General features: G+C 72.9%; 21 protein-coding genes, 1 pseudogene and 1 riboswitch. Of the genes and pseudogenes, 6 read left to right on the top strand and 16 right to left on the bottom strand.

Features of this window, described 5'->3' with window-relative positions; translation table 11 throughout:
- Positions 1–213: 213 nt before the first annotated feature.
- The 5 genes from eno to ACLJT4_RS37505 all read right to left on the bottom strand — a co-directional run bounded on the left by eno (position 214) and on the right by ACLJT4_RS37505 (position 6,515).
- Complete coding sequence (gene eno / locus ACLJT4_RS37525) at positions 214–1,530, bottom strand: phosphopyruvate hydratase (protein WP_044376130.1); 1,317 nt, start codon at positions 1,528–1,530, stop codon at positions 214–216.
- A gap of 308 nt (positions 1,531–1,838) precedes the next feature.
- Positions 1,839–2,522 (bottom strand): transglycosylase family protein, encoded by a 684-nt coding sequence (locus ACLJT4_RS37520; RefSeq protein WP_275464361.1) that lies wholly within the window; start codon positions 2,520–2,522, stop codon positions 1,839–1,841.
- Between the two features lie 7 nt (positions 2,523–2,529).
- A riboswitch (cyclic di-AMP (ydaO/yuaA leader) is annotated at positions 2,530–2,699 on the bottom strand.
- 259 nt (positions 2,700–2,958) lie between these two features.
- Positions 2,959–3,960 (bottom strand): transglycosylase family protein, encoded by a 1,002-nt coding sequence (locus ACLJT4_RS37515; protein WP_411129469.1) that lies wholly within the window; start codon positions 3,958–3,960, stop codon positions 2,959–2,961.
- A gap of 255 nt (positions 3,961–4,215) precedes the next feature.
- A complete protein-coding gene (locus ACLJT4_RS37510; RefSeq protein WP_411129467.1) occupies positions 4,216–5,592 on the bottom strand; it encodes a cytochrome P450 family protein in 1,377 nt (458 codons plus the stop codon).
- A 47-nt stretch (positions 5,593–5,639) separates the two neighbouring features.
- Positions 5,640–6,515, bottom strand: a complete 876-nt coding sequence (locus tag ACLJT4_RS37505) for a LysR family transcriptional regulator (RefSeq protein ID WP_233658091.1) — start codon at positions 6,513–6,515, stop codon at positions 5,640–5,642.
- 111 nt (positions 6,516–6,626) lie between these two features.
- On the opposite strand from ACLJT4_RS37505, the gene ACLJT4_RS37500 reads away from it, so the two are divergent.
- Positions 6,627–7,904, top strand: a complete 1,278-nt coding sequence (locus tag ACLJT4_RS37500) for an MFS transporter (RefSeq protein WP_411129465.1) — start codon at positions 6,627–6,629, stop codon at positions 7,902–7,904.
- Here ACLJT4_RS37500 and ACLJT4_RS37495 read toward each other — a convergent pair.
- The 3 genes from ACLJT4_RS37495 to ACLJT4_RS37485 are packed head-to-tail and all read right to left on the bottom strand — an operon-like array spanning position 7,879 to position 9,180.
- A complete protein-coding gene (locus tag ACLJT4_RS37495) occupies positions 7,879–8,109 on the bottom strand; it encodes a DUF397 domain-containing protein (protein WP_411129463.1) in 231 nt (76 codons plus the stop codon). The two genes, ACLJT4_RS37500 and ACLJT4_RS37495, sit on opposite strands and share 26 nt — an antisense overlap.
- A gap of 35 nt (positions 8,110–8,144) precedes the next feature.
- A complete protein-coding gene (locus ACLJT4_RS37490) occupies positions 8,145–8,369 on the bottom strand; it encodes a DUF397 domain-containing protein (protein ID WP_411129461.1) in 225 nt (74 codons plus the stop codon).
- A complete protein-coding gene (locus tag ACLJT4_RS37485) occupies positions 8,356–9,180 on the bottom strand; it encodes a helix-turn-helix domain-containing protein (RefSeq protein ID WP_411129459.1) in 825 nt (274 codons plus the stop codon). The genes ACLJT4_RS37490 and ACLJT4_RS37485 overlap by 14 nt, the downstream gene beginning before the upstream one ends.
- Positions 9,181–9,356: 176 nt before the next feature.
- Here ACLJT4_RS37485 and ACLJT4_RS37480 point away from each other — a divergent pair, with 176 nt between their 5' ends.
- From ACLJT4_RS37480 to ACLJT4_RS37470, 3 genes and pseudogenes are all read left to right on the top strand, one after another.
- The gene (locus tag ACLJT4_RS37480; RefSeq protein ID WP_411129457.1) at positions 9,357–9,713 is read left to right on the top strand and encodes a hypothetical protein; all 357 of its coding nucleotides are present in this window, start codon (positions 9,357–9,359) and stop codon (positions 9,711–9,713) included.
- Between the two features lie 357 nt (positions 9,714–10,070).
- Entirely contained in the window at positions 10,071–10,859 is a 789-nt protein-coding gene (locus tag ACLJT4_RS37475; RefSeq protein WP_411129455.1) for a dienelactone hydrolase family protein, read from the top strand.
- A 93-nt stretch (positions 10,860–10,952) separates the two neighbouring features.
- A pseudogene (locus ACLJT4_RS37470) lies at positions 10,953–11,165 on the top strand (IS630 family transposase); the annotation flags it as partial.
- 261 nt (positions 11,166–11,426) lie between these two features.
- Here the strand turns inward: ACLJT4_RS37470 and ACLJT4_RS37465 are convergent.
- The 7 genes from ACLJT4_RS37465 to ACLJT4_RS37435 form a co-directional block, all read right to left on the bottom strand.
- Positions 11,427–12,104, bottom strand: coding sequence for an RICIN domain-containing protein (locus ACLJT4_RS37465; RefSeq protein WP_411129453.1), 678 nt, complete (start codon positions 12,102–12,104; stop codon positions 11,427–11,429).
- 212 nt (positions 12,105–12,316) lie between these two features.
- Positions 12,317–12,811: a hypothetical protein gene (locus ACLJT4_RS37460; RefSeq protein WP_411129451.1), complete on the bottom strand. Its 495-nt coding sequence runs from the start codon at positions 12,809–12,811 to the stop codon at positions 12,317–12,319.
- A 191-nt stretch (positions 12,812–13,002) separates the two neighbouring features.
- Positions 13,003–14,028: a nucleoside triphosphate pyrophosphohydrolase gene (locus ACLJT4_RS37455; protein ID WP_233658085.1), complete on the bottom strand. Its 1,026-nt coding sequence runs from the start codon at positions 14,026–14,028 to the stop codon at positions 13,003–13,005.
- A gap of 59 nt (positions 14,029–14,087) precedes the next feature.
- Complete coding sequence (locus ACLJT4_RS37450; protein WP_411129449.1) at positions 14,088–14,729, bottom strand: SurA N-terminal domain-containing protein; 642 nt, start codon at positions 14,727–14,729, stop codon at positions 14,088–14,090.
- 225 nt (positions 14,730–14,954) lie between these two features.
- On the bottom strand, positions 14,955–16,655 hold the full coding sequence (locus tag ACLJT4_RS37445) for a protein kinase domain-containing protein (protein ID WP_411129447.1): 1,701 nt from the start codon (positions 16,653–16,655) through the stop codon (positions 14,955–14,957).
- A complete protein-coding gene (locus ACLJT4_RS37440) occupies positions 16,652–17,311 on the bottom strand; it encodes a hypothetical protein (RefSeq protein WP_411129445.1) in 660 nt (219 codons plus the stop codon). The genes ACLJT4_RS37445 and ACLJT4_RS37440 overlap by 4 nt, the downstream gene beginning before the upstream one ends.
- 210 nt (positions 17,312–17,521) lie before the next feature.
- Positions 17,522–19,654: an N-6 DNA methylase gene (locus tag ACLJT4_RS37435; protein ID WP_411129534.1), complete on the bottom strand. Its 2,133-nt coding sequence runs from the start codon at positions 19,652–19,654 to the stop codon at positions 17,522–17,524.
- Between the two features lie 290 nt (positions 19,655–19,944).
- On the opposite strand from ACLJT4_RS37435, the gene ACLJT4_RS37430 reads away from it, so the two are divergent.
- Positions 19,945–20,736, top strand: coding sequence for a DUF4190 domain-containing protein (locus tag ACLJT4_RS37430; RefSeq protein WP_411129443.1), 792 nt, complete (start codon positions 19,945–19,947; stop codon positions 20,734–20,736).
- 132 nt (positions 20,737–20,868) lie between these two features.
- On the opposite strand, the gene ACLJT4_RS37425 is transcribed toward ACLJT4_RS37430, so the two are convergent.
- Complete coding sequence (locus ACLJT4_RS37425; protein ID WP_411129441.1) at positions 20,869–21,654, bottom strand: HNH endonuclease family protein; 786 nt, start codon at positions 21,652–21,654, stop codon at positions 20,869–20,871.
- A 136-nt stretch (positions 21,655–21,790) separates the two neighbouring features.
- On the opposite strand from ACLJT4_RS37425, the gene ACLJT4_RS37420 reads away from it, so the two are divergent.
- Positions 21,791–23,248 carry a DUF2079 domain-containing protein gene (locus tag ACLJT4_RS37420; protein WP_411129439.1) on the top strand — a complete coding sequence of 486 codons (1,458 nt, stop codon included), beginning with the start codon at positions 21,791–21,793 and terminating at the stop codon, positions 23,246–23,248.
- The last annotated feature ends 200 nt before the right edge of the window (positions 23,249–23,448 follow it).

Genomic DNA, 23,448 nt, shown 5'->3' with positions numbered 1-23,448 from the left:
GCCTCCCCTTCAGCTTCCGTCCGTCCCGACGTCGTCACGGCGGTCGTCATGACGTACGTCCCCGGCAACGGTACGGGACCGGTGCCGGGGACGGTGTGCTTCGCCCCGGCCGTGCCCCTCGTCGGGTCCTGGGGCGGACCCGCGGGGGCGCGGCCGGACGGTGCGGTGCTGCTTGCCGTGCGGGCGCGGGGCGCCGACGGCGTCAGGGCGTGGTCAGCCCTTGAAGCGCGGGAAGGCGGAACGGCCCGCGTACACCGCGGCGTCGTCGAGGATCTCCTCGATGCGCAGCAGCTGGTTGTACTTGGCGACGCGCTCGGAGCGGGCCGGGGCGCCGGTCTTGATCTGGCCGCAGTTGGTGGCGACGGCGAGGTCGGCGATGGTGACGTCCTCGGTCTCGCCGGAGCGGTGCGACATCATGCACTTGAGGCCGTTGCGCTGGGCCAGCTCGACGGCGTCCAGGGCCTCGGTCAGCGAACCGATCTGGTTGACCTTGACCAGGAGGGCGTTGGCGGAGCCCTCCTCGATGCCGCGGGCCAGGCGCTCGGGGTTGGTGACGAAGAGGTCGTCGCCGACGAGCTGCACCTTGGAGCCGAGCTTGTCGTTGATGACCTTCCAGCCGGCCCAGTCGTCCTCGAAGAGCGGGTCCTCGATGGAGACCAGCGGGTAGGCCGCCACGAGCTCCTCGTAGTACTCGGTCATCTCGGCGGCCGAGCGCTCCTTGCCCTCGAACTGGTACTTGCCGTCCTTGTAGAACTCGGAGGCGGCGGCGTCCATCGCGAGCGCGATGTCCTGGCCGGGGGCGTAGCCGGCTTCCTTGATGGCTTCGAGGATCAGGTCCAGGGCCTCGCGGTTGGAGCCGAGGTTGGGGGCGAAGCCGCCCTCGTCGCCGAGGCCGGTGGCCAGGCCCTTGGCCTTCAGCACCTTCTTGAGGGTGTGGTAGACCTCGGCGCCCCAGCGCAGCGCCTCGGAGAAGGACTCCGCGCCGATCGGCGCGATCATGAACTCCTGGATGTCCACGTTGGAGTCGGCGTGCGAGCCGCCGTTCAGGATGTTCATCATCGGGACGGGCAGCACGTGCGCGTTCGGGCCACCGAGGTAGCGGAACAGCGGCAGGTCGCTGGCCTCGGAGGCGGCGTGCGCGACGGCGAGGGAGACGCCGAGGATGGCGTTGGCGCCCAGCGAGCCCTTGTTGTCGGTGGCGTCCAGGTCGAGCATCGCCTGGTCGATCAGCCGCTGCTCGGTCGCGTCGTAGCCGACGAGCTCCGGGCCGATCTGCTCGATGACGGCGAGGACGGCCTTCTCCACGCCCTTGCCGAGGTAGCGGTTGGGGTCGCCGTCCCGGAGCTCGACGGCCTCGAAGGCGCCGGTGGAGGCGCCGGACGGCACAGCGGCACGGCCGGTGCTGCCGTCGTCGAGGCCGACCTCGACCTCGACCGTGGGATTACCTCGCGAGTCGAGAATTTCGCGGGCTACGACGACGTCGATGGACGGCACGTTGTCTCCTTCGTGGGTGTCTGGAGTTCTCGGCATGAGCCTAACGGCCCCGGACGGATCCGCTCGCCTGTGGCCCGCTCCGTGGGACGAAAAACCCCAACAAGCAGGCTAAAAGCCCAGTTCACGGGAGGTTTACGGGCAATGTTCGCTGAGCGGGGAACGTCGCGCCGGGCCGTCGGCGAGGCCCGGCGATCGGTGCACGTCAGGACGGGCGCCGCGGTCAATCCGGGCGGGGCGGCCGGACCACGGCGGGTTTCCGGGGCCCGGGAACGGAGAAGCCCCGCCGTGGCGCGCTCGGGGGTACGCGCCGCGGCGGGGCAGCTCTCTCGGGCAACCGGGACGGCTCAGATGCTGAGCTTCTGGCCCGGGAAGATGAGGTTGGGGTTGCCGCCGACGACGGACTTGTTGGCGGCGTAGAGCGCCTTCCAGTGGGTGCCGTGCGCCTTGGCGATCTTGGCGAGGGTGTCGCCGGCCTTGACGGTGTAGGTGTCGCCGGAGCGCTGCGACTGCTGCGGGGCCGGCTGGGCCTTCTCGGCCTTCTCGCGGACCGGGGCGGACTTCTTGGTGGTGCCCTCGGTCTGCTTGCGGGCCTCGGAGGCGCCCTGGCTCTTCTTGACGGTGGCGCCGCCGGACGGGTCGACGTTGGCGGCCGGGCCACCGGAGGTCAGGTTGCCGGCGCCGGCGCAGGACCAGGCACCCGGGCCCTGGATGGCGAGGAGCTTCTCGGCGGCGGCGATCTGCTGGGACTTGGTGGCCAGGTCGGCGCGGGCCGCGTACTGGGTGCCACCGGCGGCGGCCCAGCTGGAGTTCGAGAACTGCAGGCCACCGTAGTAGCCGTTACCGGTGTTGATCGACCAGTTGCCGCCGGACTCGCACTGGGCGACCTTGTCCCAGGTCGCGACGGAGGCGGCGGAAGCGGAGGTGGCACCCATCAGCGGGACGGCGACGGCGGCGCCGGCGACACCGGCCAGGGTGGCGACGCGGACGGCCTTGGAGCTGCGGCGGTGCTTGCCCTTGTTGATCAGCATCGTGCGTTCGTTTTCTCACCGACGCCTACGAGGTGAGCTGTCGGGTTCGGGCCGTGTGAGCTGCCCGGCCGCGTGTACTGGACACGCGACTTCACCCCAAGCCGGCTGACCCGTCTTCACGGGCGGGGCCGGCACTTACCTTGGGTCCCCCGCTCCTGCCTTCGGCGCTTGCGCGTCGTCGACTCCGACCGCCGGCAGGACTCGGCGTGCGATCGAAGGGCCCGCTTTGGCGAGCGGTCCTGACCGTAATCAGTAATCCCGTTGGTGTTCAAACCCCATCTTCTGAACCAAGTTGACCGTTTTTGATCATCGCGGTGGTCATTTCCGCAGGTCGGCACCGGTATGAGAACGGGGGGCGAACCGGGGTCCGCCCCCCGCAACGAGAGCCATATCTCACTTTTACGGAACGCCGCGAAAAACGACGAACTGCCGGTAACTACCCCTCTGTCCGGCCGAGATCGAGCAACTGGCCGGGGTGGATGAGGTCCGCGTCGGCGCCGATGACGCCCTGGTTGCGGTGGTAGAGCGCGGGCCAGCCGCCCGGCAGGTCATGGCGGTCCGCGATGGCTGACAGGTTGTCACCGACGCGCACGCGGTAGCTGCCGGTCTCCGCCGGGGGCGTGCGGGGCGTCTCCCCGCCGCGCGAGGCGTGCCGGCCGCTGCCGCCGTCCCGGTCCTCCGCGGGGGCCGCGCCGTCGTCCGGCGTGCCGCGGTGCTTGCCGGCGGCGGGCGGCGTGCCGGGCTCGGCGGGCCGGTCGGGGCCGGTGGAGCCGGTGGAGCCGGACGGGGACGTGGGGGTGCTGGGGTCCGCCGGGTCGGACGGCGTGCCCGACGGGGAGTCGCCCGGCGTCGCGGAGTCGGACGGGGCGGGGGTGGCGGACGGGGAGTCCGTCGGGTCCGGGGTCGCCGGGGGCGCGTCCGGGGCGTCGGTGCCGGCGTCGGCACCCGCGTCGGTGCCGGTGCCGGAACCGGCGGAGTCACCGTCGGACGGTGCGGGGGTCTTGCTGCCCGGACCTGCCTCGCCCTGGTCCCCGGCCGCGTCGGAGGGGTCGCCGGTGCCGGTGTGGCCGTGGGTCGGGCGGGGCGCGGGCCGGGTGGTGGCGCCGGGGTCGACGGCGGGCTTGCGGCCCCCCTTGGTCAGCCCGGCCTTCACCGCGCAGCTGGGGAAGGCGTCCGGGCCCCGGTCGTCGAGGATCGCCTCGGCCACGGCTATCTGCTGGGCGCGGCTGGCGAGGTCGGGGCGGGAGGCGTAGGCGGAGCCGCCGTAGTCGTCCCACATCTCCTGGGTGAGCTGGAGGCCGCCGTAGAAGCCGTTGCCGGTGGCGGAGCTCCACACCCCGCCGCTCTCGCACTGCGCGACGCGGTCCCAGGTGGACGCGTCGGCCGCGTGGGCGCCGCCCGCGGTGAACAGCGGGAGGGCCAGGCCCGCGCCGGTCACTCCTGCCGTGACAAAGATGGCCGGTGCTTGTCTGGGGCGACGGTGTCGGCCGTTCCCGGAACGCATGCGGTTGCCTTTCGCGCGGCGGTTGAGTTGTCGGACCGGTGTCGGCGGGGACACCGGGCGGCATCCCGGGGCCGGCCCCGATCGTCGGTGGAAAGGTAACCGGGGTCACGGGCAGTCACAAGCCGGTGTAGCGGAGATCACGCAATGGTTACGCAGCTGACGAAGTGTCAATTACGGGATGGCGCCCGGTCAGGACGGCTCGGGCGTGAACTCCACCGGCAGGGTGCGCAGTCCGCGCATGATGAGCCCGCCACGCCAGCGCAAATCATCCGGTTCCACCGCAAGTCGGAAGTCCGGCAGGCGGGTCAGCAGGGTCGCCAACGCGGTCTGCCCTTCCAGCCGGGCCAGCGGGGCACCGAGGCAGTAGTGGATGCCGTGCCCGTAGCCCAGGTGTGGGTTGTCACGCCGGGTGAGGTCGAGCACGTCCGGCTCGTCGAACCGCGCCGGATCCCGGTCGGCGGCGGCCAGCACCACCAGCACCGGGTCCCCCTCGGCGATCCGCTGCCCGCCGAGCGTCAGCGCGCGGGTCGCGTACCGCCAGGTGGCCAGCTCCACGGGTCCGTCGTAGCGGAGCAGTTCCTCGACGGCGGTGCCGAGCAGTTCGGTGTCGCCGACCGCGAGCGACTTCTGGAGCAGTTCGCGCTGGGCGGGGTGGCGGAGCAGGGTGTAGGCGCCGTTGCCGATGAGGTTGACGGTGGTCTCGAAGCCGGCGAAGAGCAGGATGAAGGCCATCGCCGCGGCCTCGTTCTCCGTGAGGTGCTCGCCGTGGTCGGAGGCCCGGATCAGCCCGGAGATCAGGTCGTCGCCGAGGTCGGCCCGCTTGCGGTGGATCAGCTCGGCCAGGTACGCCCGCATCTTCTTCACCGACCGGGCGACGCCGCCGCGCGGCCCACCGCCGTGCCGGATCATCATGCCGGCCCAGTCCCGGAAGTCGTCCTGGTCCTCGGGCGGGACGCCGAGCAGGTCGCAGATCGCGTAGATCGGCAGCGGGAACGCGAACTCGTGGATCAGGTCCGCGCTCCCCCGCTGTGCGCCGTGCTGCTTTTCGATCATGGCGTCGATCAGCCGGTCGGTCAGCTCCTGTATGCGCGGCGCGAACGCGGCGACCCGGCGCGGGGTGAACGCCTTGGAGACCAGGCGGCGCAGCCGGGTGTGGTCCGGCGGGTCGATGTTCAGCAGGTGCGTCATCAGGTTGGCGCCGCGTTCGCCCGGAATGCCGGTCTTGCCCTTTCCGTGCGCGGCCTCGGAGTGGTGCACCGGGTTCTTCGACAGCCGGGCGTCGGCCAGCGCCTGCCGGGCGTCCGGGTAACGCGTGACCAGCCACGCCTCGACGCCGCTGGGCAGCCGGGTCCGGTGCACCGGCGCGTGCTCGCGCAGCCAGGCGTACGCCGGATAGGGATCGGCGGCGAACTCCCAGGAGAAGAGGGCGGGGGTCGGGCCGGCGGCGGCCGGGGACGCGGCGACCGGACAGCCGGTGGGCGGATCACCCGCCGGACGGGCTTCGGGCCGGGCCTCCGGGTGGGAGTCGGACCGGTTCTCCTGGCGGGCGTCGGACGTCTGCTGCACCTCTCGACCGTAACCGGTGCCGCACCCGCCCCACGCAACACAGCAGGTCACCCCGTCTGGACGCCCAGCCCCGCCAGGAACGCCGCCGCGGCCGGCGACGGCCCCAACCCGCTCCACACCACCCGCTCGGTCCGCACCGGCGCCGGCCGCACCCGCACGAGGTGCAGCCCGGTCAGCTTCCGCGCGGACACCTCCGGCACCATGCCGATGCCGAGCCCGGCCCGGACCAGCTCCGCCAGGAACTCGACCGTGGTCACCTCGAACGCCACCTGCGTCGTCAGCCCCGCCGCCCGGAACGCCTCCTCCCGCTGGCGCCGCGCCGCCGAGCCCTCCGCGTAGTCGACGAAGGTCTCCCGCGCGACCCGTGCCAGCGTCGTCCACTCCCGCCGGGCCAACGGGTGCTCCGGCGGCACCACCGCGACCAGTTCCCCGCGCGCCAGCACCTCCTCCCGCACGCCGACCGCGCGCGCCCCGGGCACCAGCCCGACGAACGCCACGTCCAGCACGCCCGCCCGCACCCGCTCGATCAGCGGATCGCTCATCTCCATCTGGAGACTGATCCGCACCTTCGGGTACTTCGTGCGGAACGCGCCCAGCTCCCGGGCCAGGTCCACCGCCCCCACGGTGGAGATCGCCCCCACCGCCAGCCGCCCGCGCACCTCCCCGGTGACCGCCTCCACCTCCGCTCGGGCCCGCTCCGCGGCCTGCAACGCCTGCCGGGCGACCGGGAGGAACGCCTCCCCGGCGGCGGTCAGCCGCACGCTGCGACTGGTCCGGTCGAAGAGCCGCGCCCCCAGGTCCTTCTCCAACCGGGCGATCTGGTGACTGAGGGCGGACTGCACCACGTGGCAGCGCTCCGCGGCCCGGGTGAACCCACCGGTCTCGGCGACCGCGACGACATACCGCATCTGCTGGAGCTCCATGCGCGCGATCGTAGGCACCCGCCGCCCCGCGCCATCGATCGCGTTCCACGATCGATGCGATGAAAACTATGCGTTGGACCGATCGATGATCCCGGCGGGACGCTGGGCCGCATGAACGAAGCCGCGCACGGCGCGCACCCCACGACCGGACCGCAGGCGCGCCCCGGAGGCGCTCCGGGGCCCGCAGCGGAGGCCCCGACGACACCCCTGCTGACCCGCGGCACCCTGCTCCTGATGACCGTCGCCACGGCCCTCTCCGCCGCCAGCAACTACTTCGCCCAGCCCCTCCTGGACGTCATAGGCCACGACCTCCGCCTCTCCACCAGCACCGCCGCGCTGGTCGTCACCGTCGCCCAGACCGGCTACGGCCTCGGCCTGCTGCTCCTCGCCCCCCTCGGCGACCTGCTGGAACGCCGCCGACTGGCGGTCACCCTGTGCGCCCTGACCGCCGTCTTCCTGACCGTGACGGCCAGCGCCCCGAACGGCACGCTGCTGCTCGCCGGCACCGCCCTGACCGGCCTGACCTCCGTCGCCGCCCAGGTCGTCATGCCGTTCGCGGCGACCCTGTCCGCCCCCGCCGAACGCGGCCGGACCATCGGCACCCTCATGACCGGACTGCTGCTCGGCATCCTGCTGGCCCGCACGGCGTCCGGACTACTCGCCGAGGTCGGCGGCTGGCGCACCGTCTACTGGATCAACGCCGCCCTGATGCTGCTGATCGCGCTCCTGCTGCGGCTGCGCCTGCCCGCCCTCCGCACCACCGCCGGACTGCGCTACCCCGCCCTGCTGCGCTCGACGTTGGCGCTGTTCGCGCAGGAGCCGGTGCTGCGCTGGCGGGCCGCGCTGGGCGCCCTGACCTTCGCGGGCTTCAGCGTCCTGTGGACGGCGCTGGTGTTCCTGCTGTCCGGGCCCGCGTACGGCTGGCGGGAGTCGACCATCGGGCTGCTGGGACTCGTCGGCGCGGCCGGTTCGTTCGCGGCCTCGACGGCCGGCCGCCTGGCGGACCGAGGGTTGGCGCACCGCGTCACCGGCGTCAGCGCGGTCCTGCTGCTGGGTTCCTGGGGCCTGTTGGCGGCCGGCGGCACGGGCGGCGCCTGGTCACTGGCGGCCCTCCTGGCCGGCGTGATCGTCCTGGACCTGGCCGCCCACGCGATCCACGTCAGCAACCAGAACCTCGTCTACGGCGTCCGCCCCGAGGCCCGCAACCGCCTCAACTCCGCCTACATGACCAGCTACTTCGCCGGCGGCGCAGTGGGCTCCGCCCTCACCTCGATGGTCTGGGGCCTGGGCGGCTGGGGCGGCGTGTGCGCGCTGGGCGCCGGCGTGGCGCTGGCCCTGGTGGCGACATGCGCAGCGGAACGCCTCAGACGCCGAACTCCCCACGCGTGACGGCCGAGACGAACGCCGACCAGCTTCCGGGGGAGAACGTCAGCGCGGGGCCGGTGGGGCGCTTGCTGTCGCGGACGGGGATGGTGGCGTGGCCGCGAGCCACCTCTAGGCAGTCGCCTTGGGGGGTGTCTCCGCTGCTGTAGCTGGACTTGTACCAGCCGGTGAGCGCGGGCGAGTCGTAGACGGTGCTCTCACTGCTGACCATGTGCGTGTTCCTCCGCTACGGGCTGACGAGGCGCCTCAGGCGCCGAACTCCCCACGCGCGACGGCCGTCACGAACGCCGACCAGCTCCCAGGGGAGAAGGCCAGCGCAGGGCCAGTGGGGCGCTTGCTGTCGCGGACGGGGATGGTGGCGTGGCCGCGAGCTACTTCAAGGCAGTTGCCTTGATTGCCGCCGCTGTAGCTGGACTTGTACCAGCCGCTGAGCGTGGACGAGTCGTAGACAGCGTGCTCACTGCTGACCATGTGCGTATTCCTCCGCTACGGCCTTGACGAGGGCCAGTGACTCCTGTTGCGACAACGCGTCGCTCAGAGCTAGAGCGTAAGCGGTCTGGCTGGCGGCCACCAGCGCCGGGTCGTCCATCAAGTTGCCGGTCAGAAAGCCTTCGACGTACGCCACTGGGGCACAGTCCTCGAAGCTCATCAGCGTGAGATCGCTGTCCATGAGCGCGTGCGCACCAACACCGTGCGGCAGCACGTGCAACCGCAGCCGCCCTGACTCGGCCAGGCCCGCGATCTTGCGCAATTGCTCGGCCATGACCTGGGCGCCGCCGACGCGGCGCCGCAACACGGACTCGTCAAGCATCGTCCAGACCACCGGTTTCAACGGCCCGTCGAGAATCCGGGCACGCTGTGTTCGAGTGACTACCTCGTCGTCAAGTTCTTCGGGTGTGTGGTTAGGGCGGTATGCAGCGAATACCGCCCGCGCGTAGTCGTCTGTCTGAAGCATTCCGGGTACCAACGACAGCGCGAACTGCTGGATCAGCTTGGCCAGTTTTTCCAACTCCGCCGCAGAAGCGAAGTAGTCGGCGTACTTCGACTCCAGATCCACCAACCACCGAACGAAGAACCCGTCCGTTCCCAGCGCTCGGTCGATCCGCTGTGCGTCATCCGGCTTCGGGATCCGCCTCCCCGCCTCGAAATGGCTGATCAGCGTCGGCGAGCACACCACCCGCTCGCTCAGCGCCTCCTGCGTCATGTCCGCTGCGATGCGGCGGATCCTCAACTCCTGCCCGTACTTCTCCTTGGGCGTGCGCGGCTTGCGTTCCTTCTCCATGGGCTGAACTCCCCTGCTTGACGGCTGCTTTGTCGGGCTCGCCCCACTAGCAGCCTAGCCACAGCGGGCTTGATCCTGTGAGGGAACGACCACACAGCGTGAAGAAACGCAGAGACCCTCGCGACCGGCGTGCACCGGCCCGAGGGCGTGGTCACCAACCCCAGGAGGTTGACGACATGACCGAGCCTAAGCGACGGCTCCTGCACGACGGGCGACTTCTGCCATGGAGCAGCCTGGAAGGGAAGCCCTGCTATCTCCTCGGCAGCGACGGGACCGGATACGTCTCCCGCATGGCCGACCGGGTCGAGACGGAACAGCTCGACGCGGCGGCCGAACTCATCGAGGAGGCCCGGGACGTCCTGCGCGAACGGAGCTGGACGCCGGGCGAAATCCACCTGCTGACCAGCGACTTGACCGCCTCGCTCAGCAACGTGCGGCGGATCGCGGTCAGCCGGGGCGCCCGGCTCCCCGCGCCCGCCTACGACTCCCCCGACCGGGCAACCGCCGAGCGGGACGGGACGCGTTCCGTCTGAGCCGACCGGCTCGCCGCACGGCCCCGCCCGGTCCGCCCTGCGGGGAGCGTTGCGGACGCTCCCCCGAAGGGTGCCGCGCCACCGCGGCGCGGTGAGGGAAGGGTCCCGCCCGGTGGACCAGCACGTTCGCCGGGCGGGACAGCCCACGTGGTACCAAGTCGTCGGCTCGGTAAATCCTTCGGGGGTTTGGCTCCGGAACCTGTGTCGTGCGTGGTGCCGGGGCAGGTGCTGCCGTGGGAACGGGGGTTGTGACGGATCTTGTGAGCCACCGCCGCATTTCAGAGGGGCACCCGCGCTGTTCTGCCAGCGGCAGAACAGCGGCCCGACCGGACTCGACGATCACTACTGTCCCGTCGCATGACGACGATTACCACGCGCACGGTCCAGTACCCGGCCGACGGTCTGACGATGATCGGGCACCTCGCGCTCCCGGCCGGTGCCGACCGCCGGCCCGCGGTGCTGCTCGGGCCAGAGGGCATGGGGCTCAGCGACGTCGAGCGCCGCCGGGCCGATGCTCTCGCCGAGCTGGGATACGTGGCGCTGGCCTTCGACCTTCACGGCGGGCGCTATTTGGGCAACCCCGAGGAGATGCTGGCCCGTTGCATGCCGCTGCTCGCCGACCCCGACCGGATGCGGGGCATCGGCCACGCGGCGCTCGACGTGTTGCGCGCCGAACCGCGGACCGACCCCGACCGGATCGCCGCCGTCGGCTACGGCACCGGGGGCGCCGTAGCGCTCGAACTCGGGCGCGACGGCGTCAACCTGCGCGCGATCGGGACGGTCAACGCGACTATCACGGGCCGACCGGGCGAGGCGGCGCGCATTCGCTGCCCGGTGTGGGCCGGGGTCGGGTCGGAAGACCCGATCATGCCGCCCGCGCAACGGAACGCGTTCACCGCCGAGATGCAGGCCGCGGGCGTCGACTGGCGCCTCGCGGTCTACGGCGGCGCCTTGCACGCCTTCCACCACCCGCCGGTCGACCACCCCGTGGTCCCCGGCGTCGGCTACCACCCACGGCACGCACAGCGAGCCTGGCGCGACGTCATCGACCTGCTCGCCGAGTGCCTGCCCGTGTCGGCTCACCCGCCATGCCCCTCCTCACTGCCTGTCCGACAGCCCCGAGTGCCGCCGAACGCGCGCGGCTGAAGACGATGGCCTACGGCCACAAGACCGAGCACCGGCTGCGGGCGCGCGCACAGGTGGTGCCTACCTGGCGCTTACGACGTCCACGCCGCGAAGGTGTTCGGCCGCTGTGAGAAGACCACCGGCATCGACCCGTTCACGAACCTGGTCACCCAGGCCATGACACGCGAGCCCTACGCCAGCGCGAAACGCGTGTTCTGGGGCGTGGACAACGGCTCCTCCCACCGCGGCAAGAAGGCGGCCGACCGATCGGCCGCCTTCCCGAACGCGGTGCTGATCCACACCCCAGTGCACGCTTCCTGGCTGAACCAAGTGGAGATCTACTTCTCCGTCGTGCAGCGCAAGGTCCTCCACCCCAACGACTTCAACGACTCGCTCAGGTCAGGGAGCGGCTCCGAGCCTTCGCCGACCGCTACAACGCCACAGCACAGCCGTTCAGTGGAAGTTCACCACCTCCGACCTGGACGATCTACTGGCCAGGCTCGACCGGCACACCGCCGACCACCAGGAAGAATCCTCTGTCGGACGGGCAACGTGATCAACCCCCGAAGAACTTACGGAGCCGACCACTTAGCCCGCCCCACCGCCTCTCCACAACTGCTTCGGATCGTCGCTGTTGCAGGTGGTCACCATCACCATGGCGGCACTGAAAGGGGAGTCGATCTCCAGGCAGTGATCGGTCTCGGCGCTCTTCACGGTCTGGCCTGCCGCGGACGTGGTGTCGATGCGCCAGCGGTTGTTGCCGGAGCTGCAGTTGGGGGTGAGGCTGGCTTGGACGTTGTTGACCTGGGGCGCCGTCAGGCAGGAGCCACTGGCTCGATTAACCAGCTCGAAAGTGTCGCCTCCGGTGGGGAGTAGCTTCCAGGTATACACATAGCTGGCACCGCACGAGCCGATGGACAGGAAGGCGCCGTCACCGGCGACGCACTTGCGGGCCGCGACGTTCTCCAGGTGGGAGCTGGAACCCGGGGACAGTCTTGTCGGATTGGAGTGCCCGTTCGAGCCGCCGCCGGGGGTGGGGTTCGGCGTTTCCGTCGGCGCGGGCGGCTGCGGCAGCGTCGGTGCCGGGCCGTCGGTGCCGTGCGGGCCTGGCGCGGGCGTGGCGGGCGAGGGGGAGGGCGTTTCGGGGGACCGGGACGCGGCAGAGGCCGACGGGGACGGCGAGGGCGACGCCGAGGAAGACAGTGGTCCCTGCGCCGGCGGCCGGTCTCCGGGGGTGGACTGGTGCGGCGCGAGCCTGATGGCCAAGTATGTGCCACCCACCGCGATAACGGGCACCACGGCTAGCAGGACCCGCGCGCGGCGTAGCTTGCGAACGTAGGAGACGTGTTCGGCGTGCCCGACCGCCACTCCGCCGTTCGTGGCGTGGGTGACGCTCCCTCCGGGGACGTGTGGGAGCGCGTCTTGTGTGGCCTCAGGAGCTTGCGCGGCCCGGGTGGCTTGGCGGACGCCGGGCGCGCTCAGCCGTGCTGCGGGCCCGGCTGCGGAGGGTTCAGCGTCACGTTCCCCATGGTCATGGCAGCTGCGCCCCCGTTCTGGGCGGTGACGTTGACGGTGCCATTGACGGCTACGGCTCCGGCGCCTTCCGCCGTCGCCTGACCGGCCGTGCCGTTCCGGGCATCCTGCACCTGTTGGACGGCGCGCTCCAGAGCCGCGGCGAAGTCCGCGTCATGCTCGGCCGCGTCCGTGAGTGCGCGCTGCATCCGTTGCCGGACGGGGCCGGTGGGCACGGCGGCCTCTTCCGTTCCGGCTTCTTCGGCCTGCTCTGCGGCCTCGGCGGTCAGCTCCAGCAGCGCGGGCTGCTGGCCCAGCCGCGCGCTCACCAGGTCATGGAGTTCGTCCATCGCCGAGTCCAGCGCCCGGTCGACCTCTGCATCGGCCCGCCCGGCCACGCGCCTGGCCTTCTGCACCGCCCAGGCGAATAAGACCCCGACGGCTACCTCAACACCCGTCATCTCAACTCCCCCTACTATCCTAGGAATTAATAGGACGGTACCCAGGCCCGTTCGGTTCAAGAAGCCGACACGAGGAAGACGCCATCAGCCGACTGCGCCCGCGACCCTTACCTTGCCCCCGACATCTGACCGAACGCCACGCACGACATCAGCTCTGGAGCCAACACCCGTAGGACTTCCGGAGCCGACCACTAAGCGCCGCCCCCCTCGACCGCCACCACCGCGTCGCGGTAGGCGCGGGCGGCGGCCCGCAGGGCGGCTTCCGGGTCGACGCCCTCCGACTCGGCGCGGACGGCCAGCGCGAGGAGTTCGTAACCGATCCCGGAACCGGACGGCAGGGGGACGTCCAGGCCGGCCGTGCGGACCCGGGAGGCGAGCTTGGCGGCGAGGGCGAGGCCGGGCTGGGCCAGCGGGACGCCCTCCGTGATCGACGCGCGCTGCTTCTCCTCGGCCTTGGTGCGCAGCCAGTGGGCCTTGACGTCCTCGGGGGTCTCGGCGGACTCGTCGCCGAAGACGTGCGGGTGGCGGTGGAGCAGCTTCTCGATGAGGGTGCCGGCCACGTCGTCGACGGAGAACGGCTCGTCGGGGTCGTCGTGGGCGATCCGGGCGTGGAAGACGACCTGGAGGAGGACGTCGCCCAGCTCCTCGCGCAGCGCCTCGCGGTCGCCCTCCTCGATGGCCTCGACCAGCTCGTACGCCTCCTCGATGGCGTACTTGGCGAGGTCGCGGTGGGTGCGGATGCCGCTCCAGGGGCACTCGGCGCGGATCTGGTCCATGACCTGGACGAGGTCGAGCAGGCGGGCGCCGGGGAGGTCGTAGGAGCCGGGCAGCAGCTCCAGGTCGGGCATCGTCTCGCGGCCGGAGCCGGCGAGGCGGGCCAGGCCGTCGGTGAGGGCGCTCTCGCCGTCGGCGGAGGTCAGGACGACGGCGGTGCGGTCGCCGGGGACGACGTCGTCGACCAGCTCGCGGGCGGTGGGGGCGGCGGTCTCCACCACGACGCCGGCCTCGCGGAGGTACGGCAGCTGGGGGTGGTCGGGGTCGGCGCACAGGACGCGGTCGGCGGCCCGCAGGACCTGCCAGGCGGGCCAGGACAGCAGGCCGGGGGCGACCCGGTGGCTGGTCGTGAGCAGGACCAGGCGGCCGGTGCCGGGGCCCTCGGGGTGGGGCGCGGCGCCGGGACCGGCGGCGGGAGTGGCGTCAGCGGCGTCAGCGTTCACGTAAACGAACGTAACGCACGCCGCTGACAGCGCCCCGGCCGCCCGCCGCGGCCCGGCGGCTACGCCTGCTGCGGGTGGGCGGTGGCCGGCACGATCCACGGCTCCTTGGTCTGGCCGAGGATCACTTCCTGGTCGTCCCACTTGCCGAACCGCGGATTGACGTCGACCCGCAGGTCGCGGGAGGTCTTCGACAGCGCCTGGACGAGCTTCTGCTGCCCGTCGGGGCGGGCGCGGTCGGCGTGCAGGTGCTTGGCGAGGCCGTCCAGGAGGAGCTGGTTGCGGACGACCGTGTCGATCTCGTCGGGGGCGATGCTCTGCTGGAGCCACATCGTCTTGAGGCGGGCGGCGCCGCCGGCCCGCTCCTCGGCCGCCGCCCGGCCCTTCTGCACGTCGGCGCGGGTGACCTGCACCCCGGCGTCGGCGGCGGCCCGGTCCAACACCCGGTCGAAGATCATGCTGTTGAGGGTGGCGAGGCTGAGCCGCCCGGTGTTGGCGATCAGCTGCTTGCCCTGGGGGGACGTGGCCTGGGCGGTGCGGACGTCCTTGACCCGGGACTGGAGTTGGGCGACGGTGATCCGCTTGCCGTCCACGACGGCGGCGGCGCCGGGGTGGGCGTCGGTGCCGCAGGCGGTGAGCAACGGGGTCGCGGCCAGCAGAGCGGCGGCGGCGGTAACGGAGAGCGCTGTCCTACGACGGAGCACGTGGCCTCCCGGCAGATCGGATCGTGCGACGGAGTGACGACCTCTTACGGAGTGACGACCTACTTGCGACCTAGTGACGACCTTGAATGATCGATGCTAGGGAGTCGGCGTGGCCCAGGCCACTGCTTCGGCCAACGAGCTGCGCCGGGGTCGGTTCCGGTCGGCGGCGGGCGGCCCGCCCGGGTGGCCCACCGCGGCCCGCCGCCGCGCCCTCCGCGCGCGGCGTCACCCCTGCATCTGCCCCAGCCAGTACAGCGTCCGGCGGATCTCCGTGGGGAAGGGGTGGTGCGGTCCGTGCAGGCGCTCGGCGTCGTAGAGGAGGCGGGAGAGGGTCTCCTTGGCGGCGCCCTGTTCGCCCTGGGCCAGCAGCAGGTGCCCGATGGAGCGGCGGATTTCGAGCGGGCGGACGGGGTCGTCGGCGTAGTGCTCGAAGTACGGCAGGAGGGACCGGTACTCCTCCAGGGCCCGGGCGACCTCGCCGAGTTGTTCGAGGCACTGGGCGGCGTCGTAGTGGAACTGGAGGGCCTGGCGGGTGGCGCCGGCGCCGGACTCCTTGGCGTACTCCTCGGCCAGGAGGCGGAGTTCGGGCAGGGCGCGGCGGTACTGGCCGTCGTCCATGAGGGTGGCCGCGTACTGCTTGCGGAGGGTGCGGACGACCGGGGAGTGCGGGCCGTGGCGTTCGGCGGCGGCCGGCAGGATGCCGCCGAGGATGTCCACGGCGCGGGTGATCCGGCCCTGGTCCAGGAGGTGCTTGACCTCGTCGACGGCGGCGGCGACGTCCGGGCCGGCGGGGGCCGGGGCGCGGACGTCGGTAACGCCGGCACCAGGCCCGGCCGCGACCGCGGGCCGGGCGGGGGTGGGGCCCAGTGCGCTCCACGGGGCGTTGCCGGCGAGGGAGGCGCGGGGGTCAGGGACGGCCCGGGCGGGCGTCGCGGCGGCACCCGCGGCCTCGGGGACGCGCGGGGTGGCCAGCACCGTCGGGGTCGGTGCGGGCGCCGGGGCGGCCGAGCGGGTCGGCCAGGGGGCGTGCGGCTGGCAGAACGGGCGGGTGGGGTCCATGGGGGACAGCGGGGCGCGCGGGCCGCCGGTGGACGTGGGCAGGAGGGGGGCGAGGGCCGCGTAGACCTCCTGGGCGTCGGCGGGTCGGGCCTGGGGGTCCTTGCGCAGCAGGTGCAGGACGAGCGCTTCGAGTTCCTCGGGCACGTCGGGGCGGAGCCGGCGGACCGGGACCGGCTCCTCGTGGAGGTGACGGTGCAGCACGCCCAGGGCCGTGGAACCGGCGAACGGGACCTCGCCGCTGAGGAGTTCGTGCAGCAGCACCCCGAGGGCGTAGAGGTCGGTGTACGGGCCGACGGCGCCGCCCATGGCCTGTTCGGGCGCCATGTAGGCGGGGCTGCCGATGGGCGAACCGGTGTGGGTGAGGCGGGTGGTGTCGGTGTCCAGGGCGGAGGCGATGCCCAGGTCGAGGACGACGACCGAACCGTCCGGCCGGATCATGACGTTGCGGGGCTTGAGGTCCCGGTGGACGATCGGCACCGCGTGCACCGCGGCCAGCACGGCGCACAGTTGGGCGGCGACCGAGACCGCCCAGGGCCAGGGGTAGGGGTCGTGCTCGGCGAGGTGGTCGGAGAGGTCGGCGCCGTCGACGTACTGCATGACGAGGTAGAGGTCCTCGCCGTCGCTGCCGGCGTCGTGGACGGTGACGAGTCCGGGGTGGTCGACCTGCGCGGTGACCCGGCACTCGCGGACGAAGCGGCGGCGCATCTCCTCGCCGTCGGGGGTGCCGGCGACCCGGTCGGGGCGGAGCAGCTTGACGCCGACCCGACGGTCCAGGCGGCGGTCGTAGCCGATCCAGACCTGGCCCATGCCGCCCTGGCCGAGCAGGCCGGAGAGTTCGTAGCGGTCGGCGATGACCCGCCCGTTCACCGGCCGCCCTCCTTGCGGAGGTAGTCGCTGAGTTCGTCGAGTTCGGCGCGGACCTGGTCGATGCGCTGGGGCTGCGGGCGGTGCGCGGGGCCCTGCGGGGCCGGCGCCGGGTGGGCGGGCAGCGGCTGCTGCGGGGGGAGCCCGGTGGCGGTGGTGGCGTACGGGTTGACCGGGGCGGGGGCCGGTCCCGGGGGCGCGGCGGCGTACGGCTGGGTTTCCTGGGCGTACCGCGGGGCGTGCGGGGGGAAGGCGCCGCCGCCCGGCGGCGCGTAGGGGTGCGGGAAGGCGCCGGCGGGGTAGGTCGGCGGGACCGGCCCGGCGGGTTGGAGGCGCGCGACACGGAGGTCGACGACGAGGTAGTAGGCGACGACCCCGGCGATCTGGAGCAGCAGGAGGGCCACGCCCAGGTTGGTGCGCCAGTCGGTCTCCGGGAAGCTGACGATCAGCACGCTGGTGCCGATGAACAGCGCCAACTGGCCGGCGAAGAGCCACCAGCCCAGCGGCCGGCGCTGCACGATCGCGGCCCGCAGCATCGCGGCCCAGCCCAGGAAGCCCAGGCTGAGCACCGTGGCGGCCACGAAGAGCACCCGCAGCGCGAGGACCGTTCCGCGCGCCGGGGGACGGTGCGGCCGCGGGGCCGGGACTGGGCCGTGCATCACTGCTCCTGAGGCATCGTTCGTGGCCGGGGGCCGGGTCTCCCCCATCGACTCCGCTCGAACGGGGTGGTGCGCCCGCCGGCGGCCGCGTGCGCCGCCGGCGGGTCCACCGGGCGCGCACGTGCCTTGCGAGCGTATATACGACGCTGATCGCGTGTGCAGGGTTGTACGGATTGCCCCGGGCAATCCGCCGGCCCCCGCCGGGCCGGCTCAGTCGGGCGCGACCGACCCGTCCGTCAGCCCGTCGTGCAGCCCCTGGACCAGTTGCTCGCCGAGCCGGGAGGCCAGCCGCAGGGCCGTTTCGAAGGCGGCCAGGTCGGCGAAGCGACCGCCGTAGCGGCGCTGTTCGGCGAGCGGGAGCCGGGGCAGTTGCAGGCGGCGGACGTCGAGGCGGGTGGCGGTGGAGGCGTAGCTGCTGGCCTGCCGGTTGTTGGCGGTGCCGCGCAGGAAGCCGGCCAGGAACCACGGGTCGAGGGCCGCGGCGTCGGGGCGGAGCAGGGCGAGGTTGCGGCCCAGGGCGGCGCCGGCGGTGGCCTCGTCGACGACCCGGGCGGTGGTGCCGCCGCCGAGGACCGGGACGATCACGTCGCCCTCCTGGACGAGGACCGGCTCCTCGGGGGACGTGCCGGTGGGGGTCTCGGGGAGGGTGCCGGACGGGGCGAGGCCGCCGATCACGTCGTGGTCGGTGAGGACCGCGGGACCGCCTTCGGGCCCGGCGGTGCCGGGGCCGCCGGCGCGCAGGACCAGGGCGCCGGAGCGGGCGAGTTCGCCGACGGTGGTCAGCGGCCAGCGGGCGGCGGGCGGTTCGGCGGCGGTGGCGTCCGGGGCGGGGTGCGGGGTGAGTTCGGTGGTGCGGGCCAGGGTCGCGGTGAGGCGGTCGTGGACCCGGGCGAGTTCGGCGGGGCCGCCGGCCGCGGCGGGCGGCGGGAGGTGCCGGGCGGGGGCGAGGTCGACGTCGTCGCCGAGCAGGTCGATGGCGGCCAGGGAGCGCCGCACGCCGGGCACTTCCTCGATGCCGCCGTCGCGGTCGAAGTCCCGCCAGGCGTCCAGGGCGGTGGCCCGTACGGTCTGCCAGTCGAGCTTGTCGCGGCCGCCGGCGGGGGCGGTGCCCGGCTCGGGCTTCGGGGCGGCCGCCGCGGTGTCGACGACGAGCAGGTGCGGAACGGGCGGGGTGGGGCCGCCGGGCTTGCGCAGCACCCACAGGTGCAGGGGGACGTTGTTGGGCGGGGCGGCGCCGGCGGGCAGCGCGATCACGGCGCGCAGGGCGCCGCGGCGCAGCAGGTCGGCGCGGATGCGGCGGCCGGAGCGGCGGGAGGCGGCGGCCGGCGGCATGAGGAGGACGGCGGTGCCGCCGGGGCGCAGGCGGGCCAGGGCGTGCTGGACCCAGGCGAGTTCGGATTCGGTGCGGGCCGGGAAGCCGTACTCCCAGCGCGGGTCGTAGGCGAGTTCGTCGTGGCCCCAGTTGCGTTCGTTGAACGGCGGGTGGAGCAGGACGGCGTCGGCGGCGAGCTGCGGGAAGGCGTCGGCGCGCAGGGTGTCGGCGGCCCGGATGCGGATCGCGGCGCCGGGTGCCTCCAGGGCGAGCCGGAGCGCGGTGAGGGCGGCGAGGTCGGGGTCGGCCTCCTGCCCGTGGAGGGCGGGCGGCGCGGCGTCCGGGGCCCCGCCGGTGTCCGCCGCGGCGTCGCCGACGGCGTGCTCGCGGGCGGCGGCCAGGAGTCCGCCGACGCCGCAGGCCGGGTCCAGGACGGTGGCCGACGGGCCGTCGCCGTGCGCGAGTTCGGCCATCAGGGCGGCCGGCCCGGGCGGGGTCAGGGTGTACTGGCGGGGGTTGGTGTCCAGGTGGCGGCCGAGCAGGAAGGCGTAGGCCGCGGCGGGCCCGTCGGTGGTGGCGAGGTCGCCGGCGGCGCGGACGAGATCGGCGGAGCGGGCGAGGGCCGCGCGGGTCAGACCGCGCACCGGGTGCTCGGGGCCGAGCCGGGCGGCCAGCACGGACTCCAGCAGTGCGGGCAGCACGCCGGTGAGTTCGGTGTCGGCGGCGGCGGCGCGGAGTTGCCGCCAGGCGGCGGGGCGTTCGTGGACGAGCAGGAGGACGGCGCCGACCTGGCGGAGCGCGGCGGCGGCGCCGGCGGGGTGGCCGACGAGTTGCTGCCAGACCCGTTCGCGGGCCGGGACCTCGGCGATCTTGCCCTGGTCGCGGAGCCACTGCTCGACGTCGTGGAGGGCGAAGGCGGGGCTGGTCTCGGTGCCGCCGACGGGCTTGGGGAAGTCGGCGTGGCGGCGGCGCCAGTTGCTGACCGCGGCCCGGCCGACACCGGCGAGCCGGGCGATGCCGGCGGCGGTCACCTCGGTCGGGCGGCCGTCCGTCCCGCTCCTCGCGCGGGTGTCCGTAGCGCCGCGGTCCGCGCTGTCGTCCGTCGCCTGCTCCGGCACCTGTGTGGCTCCCGTCCCGATGACCCCGTGACTTCTGCGTGCCCCCTGTGTCGACGAGCATACCCATGCACTACGAACGAACCCCTTCACGCCGTGAACAACTGCATTTCGTGAATTCGTGTTGACTCGATTCACAGCCTCTGTTGTTATTGACCCACCGATTCGACGGAACGCAGTCCAGCGCCCGGAAGGGGCCCCTTCGCATGTCCCAGCAGATGCAGTACCAGCCCGTCCCGGAGGGGGCGCCCGGCATGCCGGCCCCCGGTCACCAGGCGGCCCGCAACGGCCTCGGCGTCACCGCCCTGATCCTCGGCATCATCGGCGCCCTCAGCGGCATCCCGATGATCCTGTTCTGGCTGGCCGGGCCGCTCGGACTGCTGTCGCTGATCTTCGGCTTCGTCGGCCTGAGCCGGGTCAAGAAGGGCCAGGCCACCAACAAGGGCGTGGCGCTCACCGGCACGATCCTCGGCGCCCTCGCCATGATCCTGGCGATCGTCGGGATCGTCGTCACCGTGTTCGCCGTGAACAAGGCCGTCGACGAGATCAACAAGCAGGTCAACGGCGCACAGGCGCAGCCCAAGGACGGCAGCAAGGGCGACAAGCCCTACGGGCCGGGCGACGCGGCCACCTACCCGGACAAGGGCCTTGAGGTGAGCGTCGCCAAGCTCTCCCCGTACACGGTCGGCGAGATCGTCTCCGGCCACACCGCCGGCAACAAGGCGTACAAGGTCACCGTCCAGATCAAGAACAGCGGCAAGGCCGTCTTCAACCCGGCGCTGACCCAGATCAAGGCGAAGACCGGCGCCGACGGCCGCAAGGCGGAGCAGATCATCGACGGCAAGATCGGCATCGGCTTCGACGGCTCGATCGCCCCGGGCGCCACCGCCACCGTGGACGTCGCCTTCGACGCGCCGCCCACCGCCAAGGAACTCGACGTCGAGGTCGCCCCGGACATCGACATGCAGGGCGTCCACTGGAAGCTGCCGACCAGCTGACCGAAGCGGCCCGTCCGGCGATCCCACCGGACGGACGCGGAGCAGGACGACCGACGGCCCCCGGGCCCGGACCGCGCGGCGCGCGACTCCGGGCCCGGGGGCCGTCCATTCCGCCTCCCCGCCTCCCGGCGGCTACTTCGCCGTGAAGCGCGCCGGCGCCTCCGTCGGCGTCCCCCCGCTCGGCAGCGCCTGCCGCGGGCAGGAGTTGAGCACCTTCGCCATCGCGTCCTTCTCGGCCCGGGTCACCCACAGCCCGTACTTCTTCTTCACCGCCACCTGCCGCGCGACGTAGGTACAGCGGTAACCCGCGTACGGGGGCAGCCAGTCCCCCGCGTCCCCGTCGCTCTTGCTGCGGTTGGCCGACGCCTCCACCGCGATCAGGTTCAGCGGATCGTTCGCCAGCGCCACCCGCTTGCGGCCCGCCCACTGCCGCGCGCCCGTCTGCCAGGCGTCCGACAGCGCCACCACGTGGTCGATGTCGACGGTGCTGCGCCCCCGCTGGTAGTGCAGCGACTTCCCCGTGTACGGGTCCTTCGGCAGCGTCCCGGACACCACCACGCACTGCTTCGCGTCCCGGAACGCGGTGCCGCGCAGGTCCCGCTTGAGGATGTCGTCACGGGTGCCGCAGCCGTTGCCGTCAGTGTCCGCCCAGGCCGAACCGAACCGGTCCCGGGCGTAACCGTCCTTCGTCCCGGAGCGCTTGACGGCCAACGAGTCCAGCGTGCGCAGCGCACTGCCCGCCGCCCCCGACCGCCCGTCGCCGCCCGCGGAAGCGGACGGGTCCGCCCCCGAGTGCGCACCACCGCCTCCCCCGGCACCGTGGCCGGAACAGCCGGCGACGGTCAACAGCGCGGCCAGGGCGGCGGCGCTGACGAGGCGTGGGGCCGGGCGGCGGGCGGAAGTGACGGTCGGTATCACGTGGGGCGTCCAATCCGAAGAGCGTGTCAACAGGGTTGCGGGACAGGTGAACAAGGGGGCGGACCGGCCGGCGAACGCCGGACCGGCCCGCCTCCCGGTTCGGATATCTTTTCGGAAATCGAGAGTGAGGATGCCCATGGACACGGCCGCAGCAACCACGGCGGACGACCGCTCCGGGCCCTCCCCCGGCACCGCCACCGCGTCCGGTCCGCCGTCCGCCCCCGACCCGGCATCCCGGTTCGCCGCGCTCCGCGCCCCGCGCCTCGACCCGTACTGGACCGCCGGGTTCTTCTTCCTCGCGTTCGCCGTGCTCTCGTTCTGGCGCTACCGCACCCTGTCCACGATCTCCTGGGACCTCGGCATCTTCGAGCAGGCGATCCGCGGCTACGCCCACCTCCAGGCACCCGTCGTCGACCTCAAGGGCCCCGGCACCAACATCCTCGGCGACCACTTCAGCCCCATCCTGGTGCTGCTCGCCCCCTTCTACCGGCTGCTGCCCTCACCCCTGACCCTGCTCACCGCGCAGGCCGCCCTGTTCGCGCTCTCCGCGATACCCGTCACCCGCGCCGCCGCCCACCACCTGGGCCGCCGGCGCGGACTGGCCCTCGGCCTCGCCTACGGCCTGTCCTGGGGCATCCAACGGGCCGTCGACTTCGACTTCCACGAAATAGCCTTCGCGGTCCCGCTGATCGCCTTCGCCCTCGAAGCGGCACTGCGCGGCCGCTGGAACACCGCGGTGTGCTGGGCCGCACCGCTCGTCCTGGTCAAGGAGGACCTGGGCGTCACCGCCGCCGCCATCGGAGCGCTCTGCCTGATCCGCTCCCGCCGCCCCGGACCGCTGCCGCTCGCCCTGGTCGCCCTCGGCATCACCGCCACCGCCGTCACCCTCGGCCTCCTGATACCCGCCTTCAACGGCTCCGGCTCGTACGACTACTGGAACAAACTCAGCGGCAACGGCGACGCCGGCCCCGCCATACCCCTCGACGTCGCCCTGCGCACCCTGCTGTGGACCCTGCTGCCCACCACCGGACTGCTCGCCCTGCGCTCCCCACTGCTGCTGGTGGCCGCACCGACCCTCGGCTGGCGCTTCCTCTCCCACGAACCGCACTACTGGGGCACCGACTGGCACTACAGCGCCGTCCTGATGCCCGTCGTCTTCCTCGCCCTCGTCGACGTCCTCCCCCGGGCCCTCGCCTCCCGCCGGCCCTGGCTGCGCTCGTACGCCCACCACCTGCCCGCCGCCGTCCTGGCCGCCGCCCTCGCGCTCACCACCACGCTGCCGCTGGCACGACTGACCGAGGCCGACACCTACCGCACGCCCCCGTCGGCGACCGCGGCGGAACGGCTCCTCGACCGGATACCCGACGGCGCGAGCGTCGAGTCCGACGTCCGCCCGCTCAGCCACCTCACCGGACGCACCCGCGTCTACTGGACCGGCGACACCCGCGGACTGGTGCCGGACTACGTCGCGGCCCAACTCCGCGACGGGGGAACGCCCGCACAGGTCCTGGCCGACGCGCAGGCACGGCATCCGCGGGCCGGGTACGTCGTGGTGGGGGCTGCGGGGGACGTCGTCGTCCTGAAGCGGGGGTAGCCGGCGGCGCTGCGTACGTTTGCGGCTTTCCCGCCGTTCGCCTTCGGCGGGGGCCCGCGTACGTTGTCGGCTCTCCCGCCGTTCGCCTTCGGCGGGGGCCCGCGTACGTTGTCGGCTCTCCCGCCGTGGTGGGTTTCGCCTTCGGCGGGGGTGGTGAGGGGTGGGGCTTCGGTGTGTGGTGGGTGACGGGTGTGGGGCCT

The sequence above is a fragment of the Streptomyces sp. x-19 genome, assembly GCF_046549115.1.
In the GTDB taxonomy this organism is placed as follows: Bacteria; Actinomycetota; Actinomycetes; order Streptomycetales; family Streptomycetaceae; genus Streptomyces; species Streptomyces albulus_C.
This window is presented reverse-complemented; position numbering and strand designations above follow the sequence as displayed.

Coding starts and splice junctions, on each gene's coding strand:
- eno (WP_044376130.1), bottom strand. CDS start 1,530: ATGCCGAGAACTCCAGACACCCACGAAGGAGACAACGTGCCGTCCATC.
- ACLJT4_RS37520 (WP_275464361.1), bottom strand. CDS start 2,522: ATGCTGATCAACAAGGGCAAGCACCGCCGCAGCTCCAAGGCCGTCCGC.
- ACLJT4_RS37505 (WP_233658091.1), bottom strand. CDS start 6,515: ATGGAGCTCCAGCAGATGCGGTATGTCGTCGCGGTCGCCGAGACCGGT.
- ACLJT4_RS37500 (WP_411129465.1), top strand. CDS start 6,627: ATGAACGAAGCCGCGCACGGCGCGCACCCCACGACCGGACCGCAGGCG.
- ACLJT4_RS37495 (WP_411129463.1), bottom strand. CDS start 8,109: ATGGTCAGCAGTGAGAGCACCGTCTACGACTCGCCCGCGCTCACCGGC.
- ACLJT4_RS37490 (WP_411129461.1), bottom strand. CDS start 8,369: ATGGTCAGCAGTGAGCACGCTGTCTACGACTCGTCCACGCTCAGCGGC.
- ACLJT4_RS37485 (WP_411129459.1), bottom strand. CDS start 9,180: ATGGAGAAGGAACGCAAGCCGCGCACGCCCAAGGAGAAGTACGGGCAG.
- ACLJT4_RS37480 (WP_411129457.1), top strand. CDS start 9,357: ATGACCGAGCCTAAGCGACGGCTCCTGCACGACGGGCGACTTCTGCCA.
- ACLJT4_RS37475 (WP_411129455.1), top strand. CDS start 10,071: ATGACGACGATTACCACGCGCACGGTCCAGTACCCGGCCGACGGTCTG.
- ACLJT4_RS37460 (WP_411129451.1), bottom strand. CDS start 12,811: ATGACGGGTGTTGAGGTAGCCGTCGGGGTCTTATTCGCCTGGGCGGTG.
- ACLJT4_RS37440 (WP_411129445.1), bottom strand. CDS start 17,311: ATGCACGGCCCAGTCCCGGCCCCGCGGCCGCACCGTCCCCCGGCGCGC.
- ACLJT4_RS37430 (WP_411129443.1), top strand. CDS start 19,945: ATGTCCCAGCAGATGCAGTACCAGCCCGTCCCGGAGGGGGCGCCCGGC.
- ACLJT4_RS37420 (WP_411129439.1), top strand. CDS start 21,791: ATGGACACGGCCGCAGCAACCACGGCGGACGACCGCTCCGGGCCCTCC.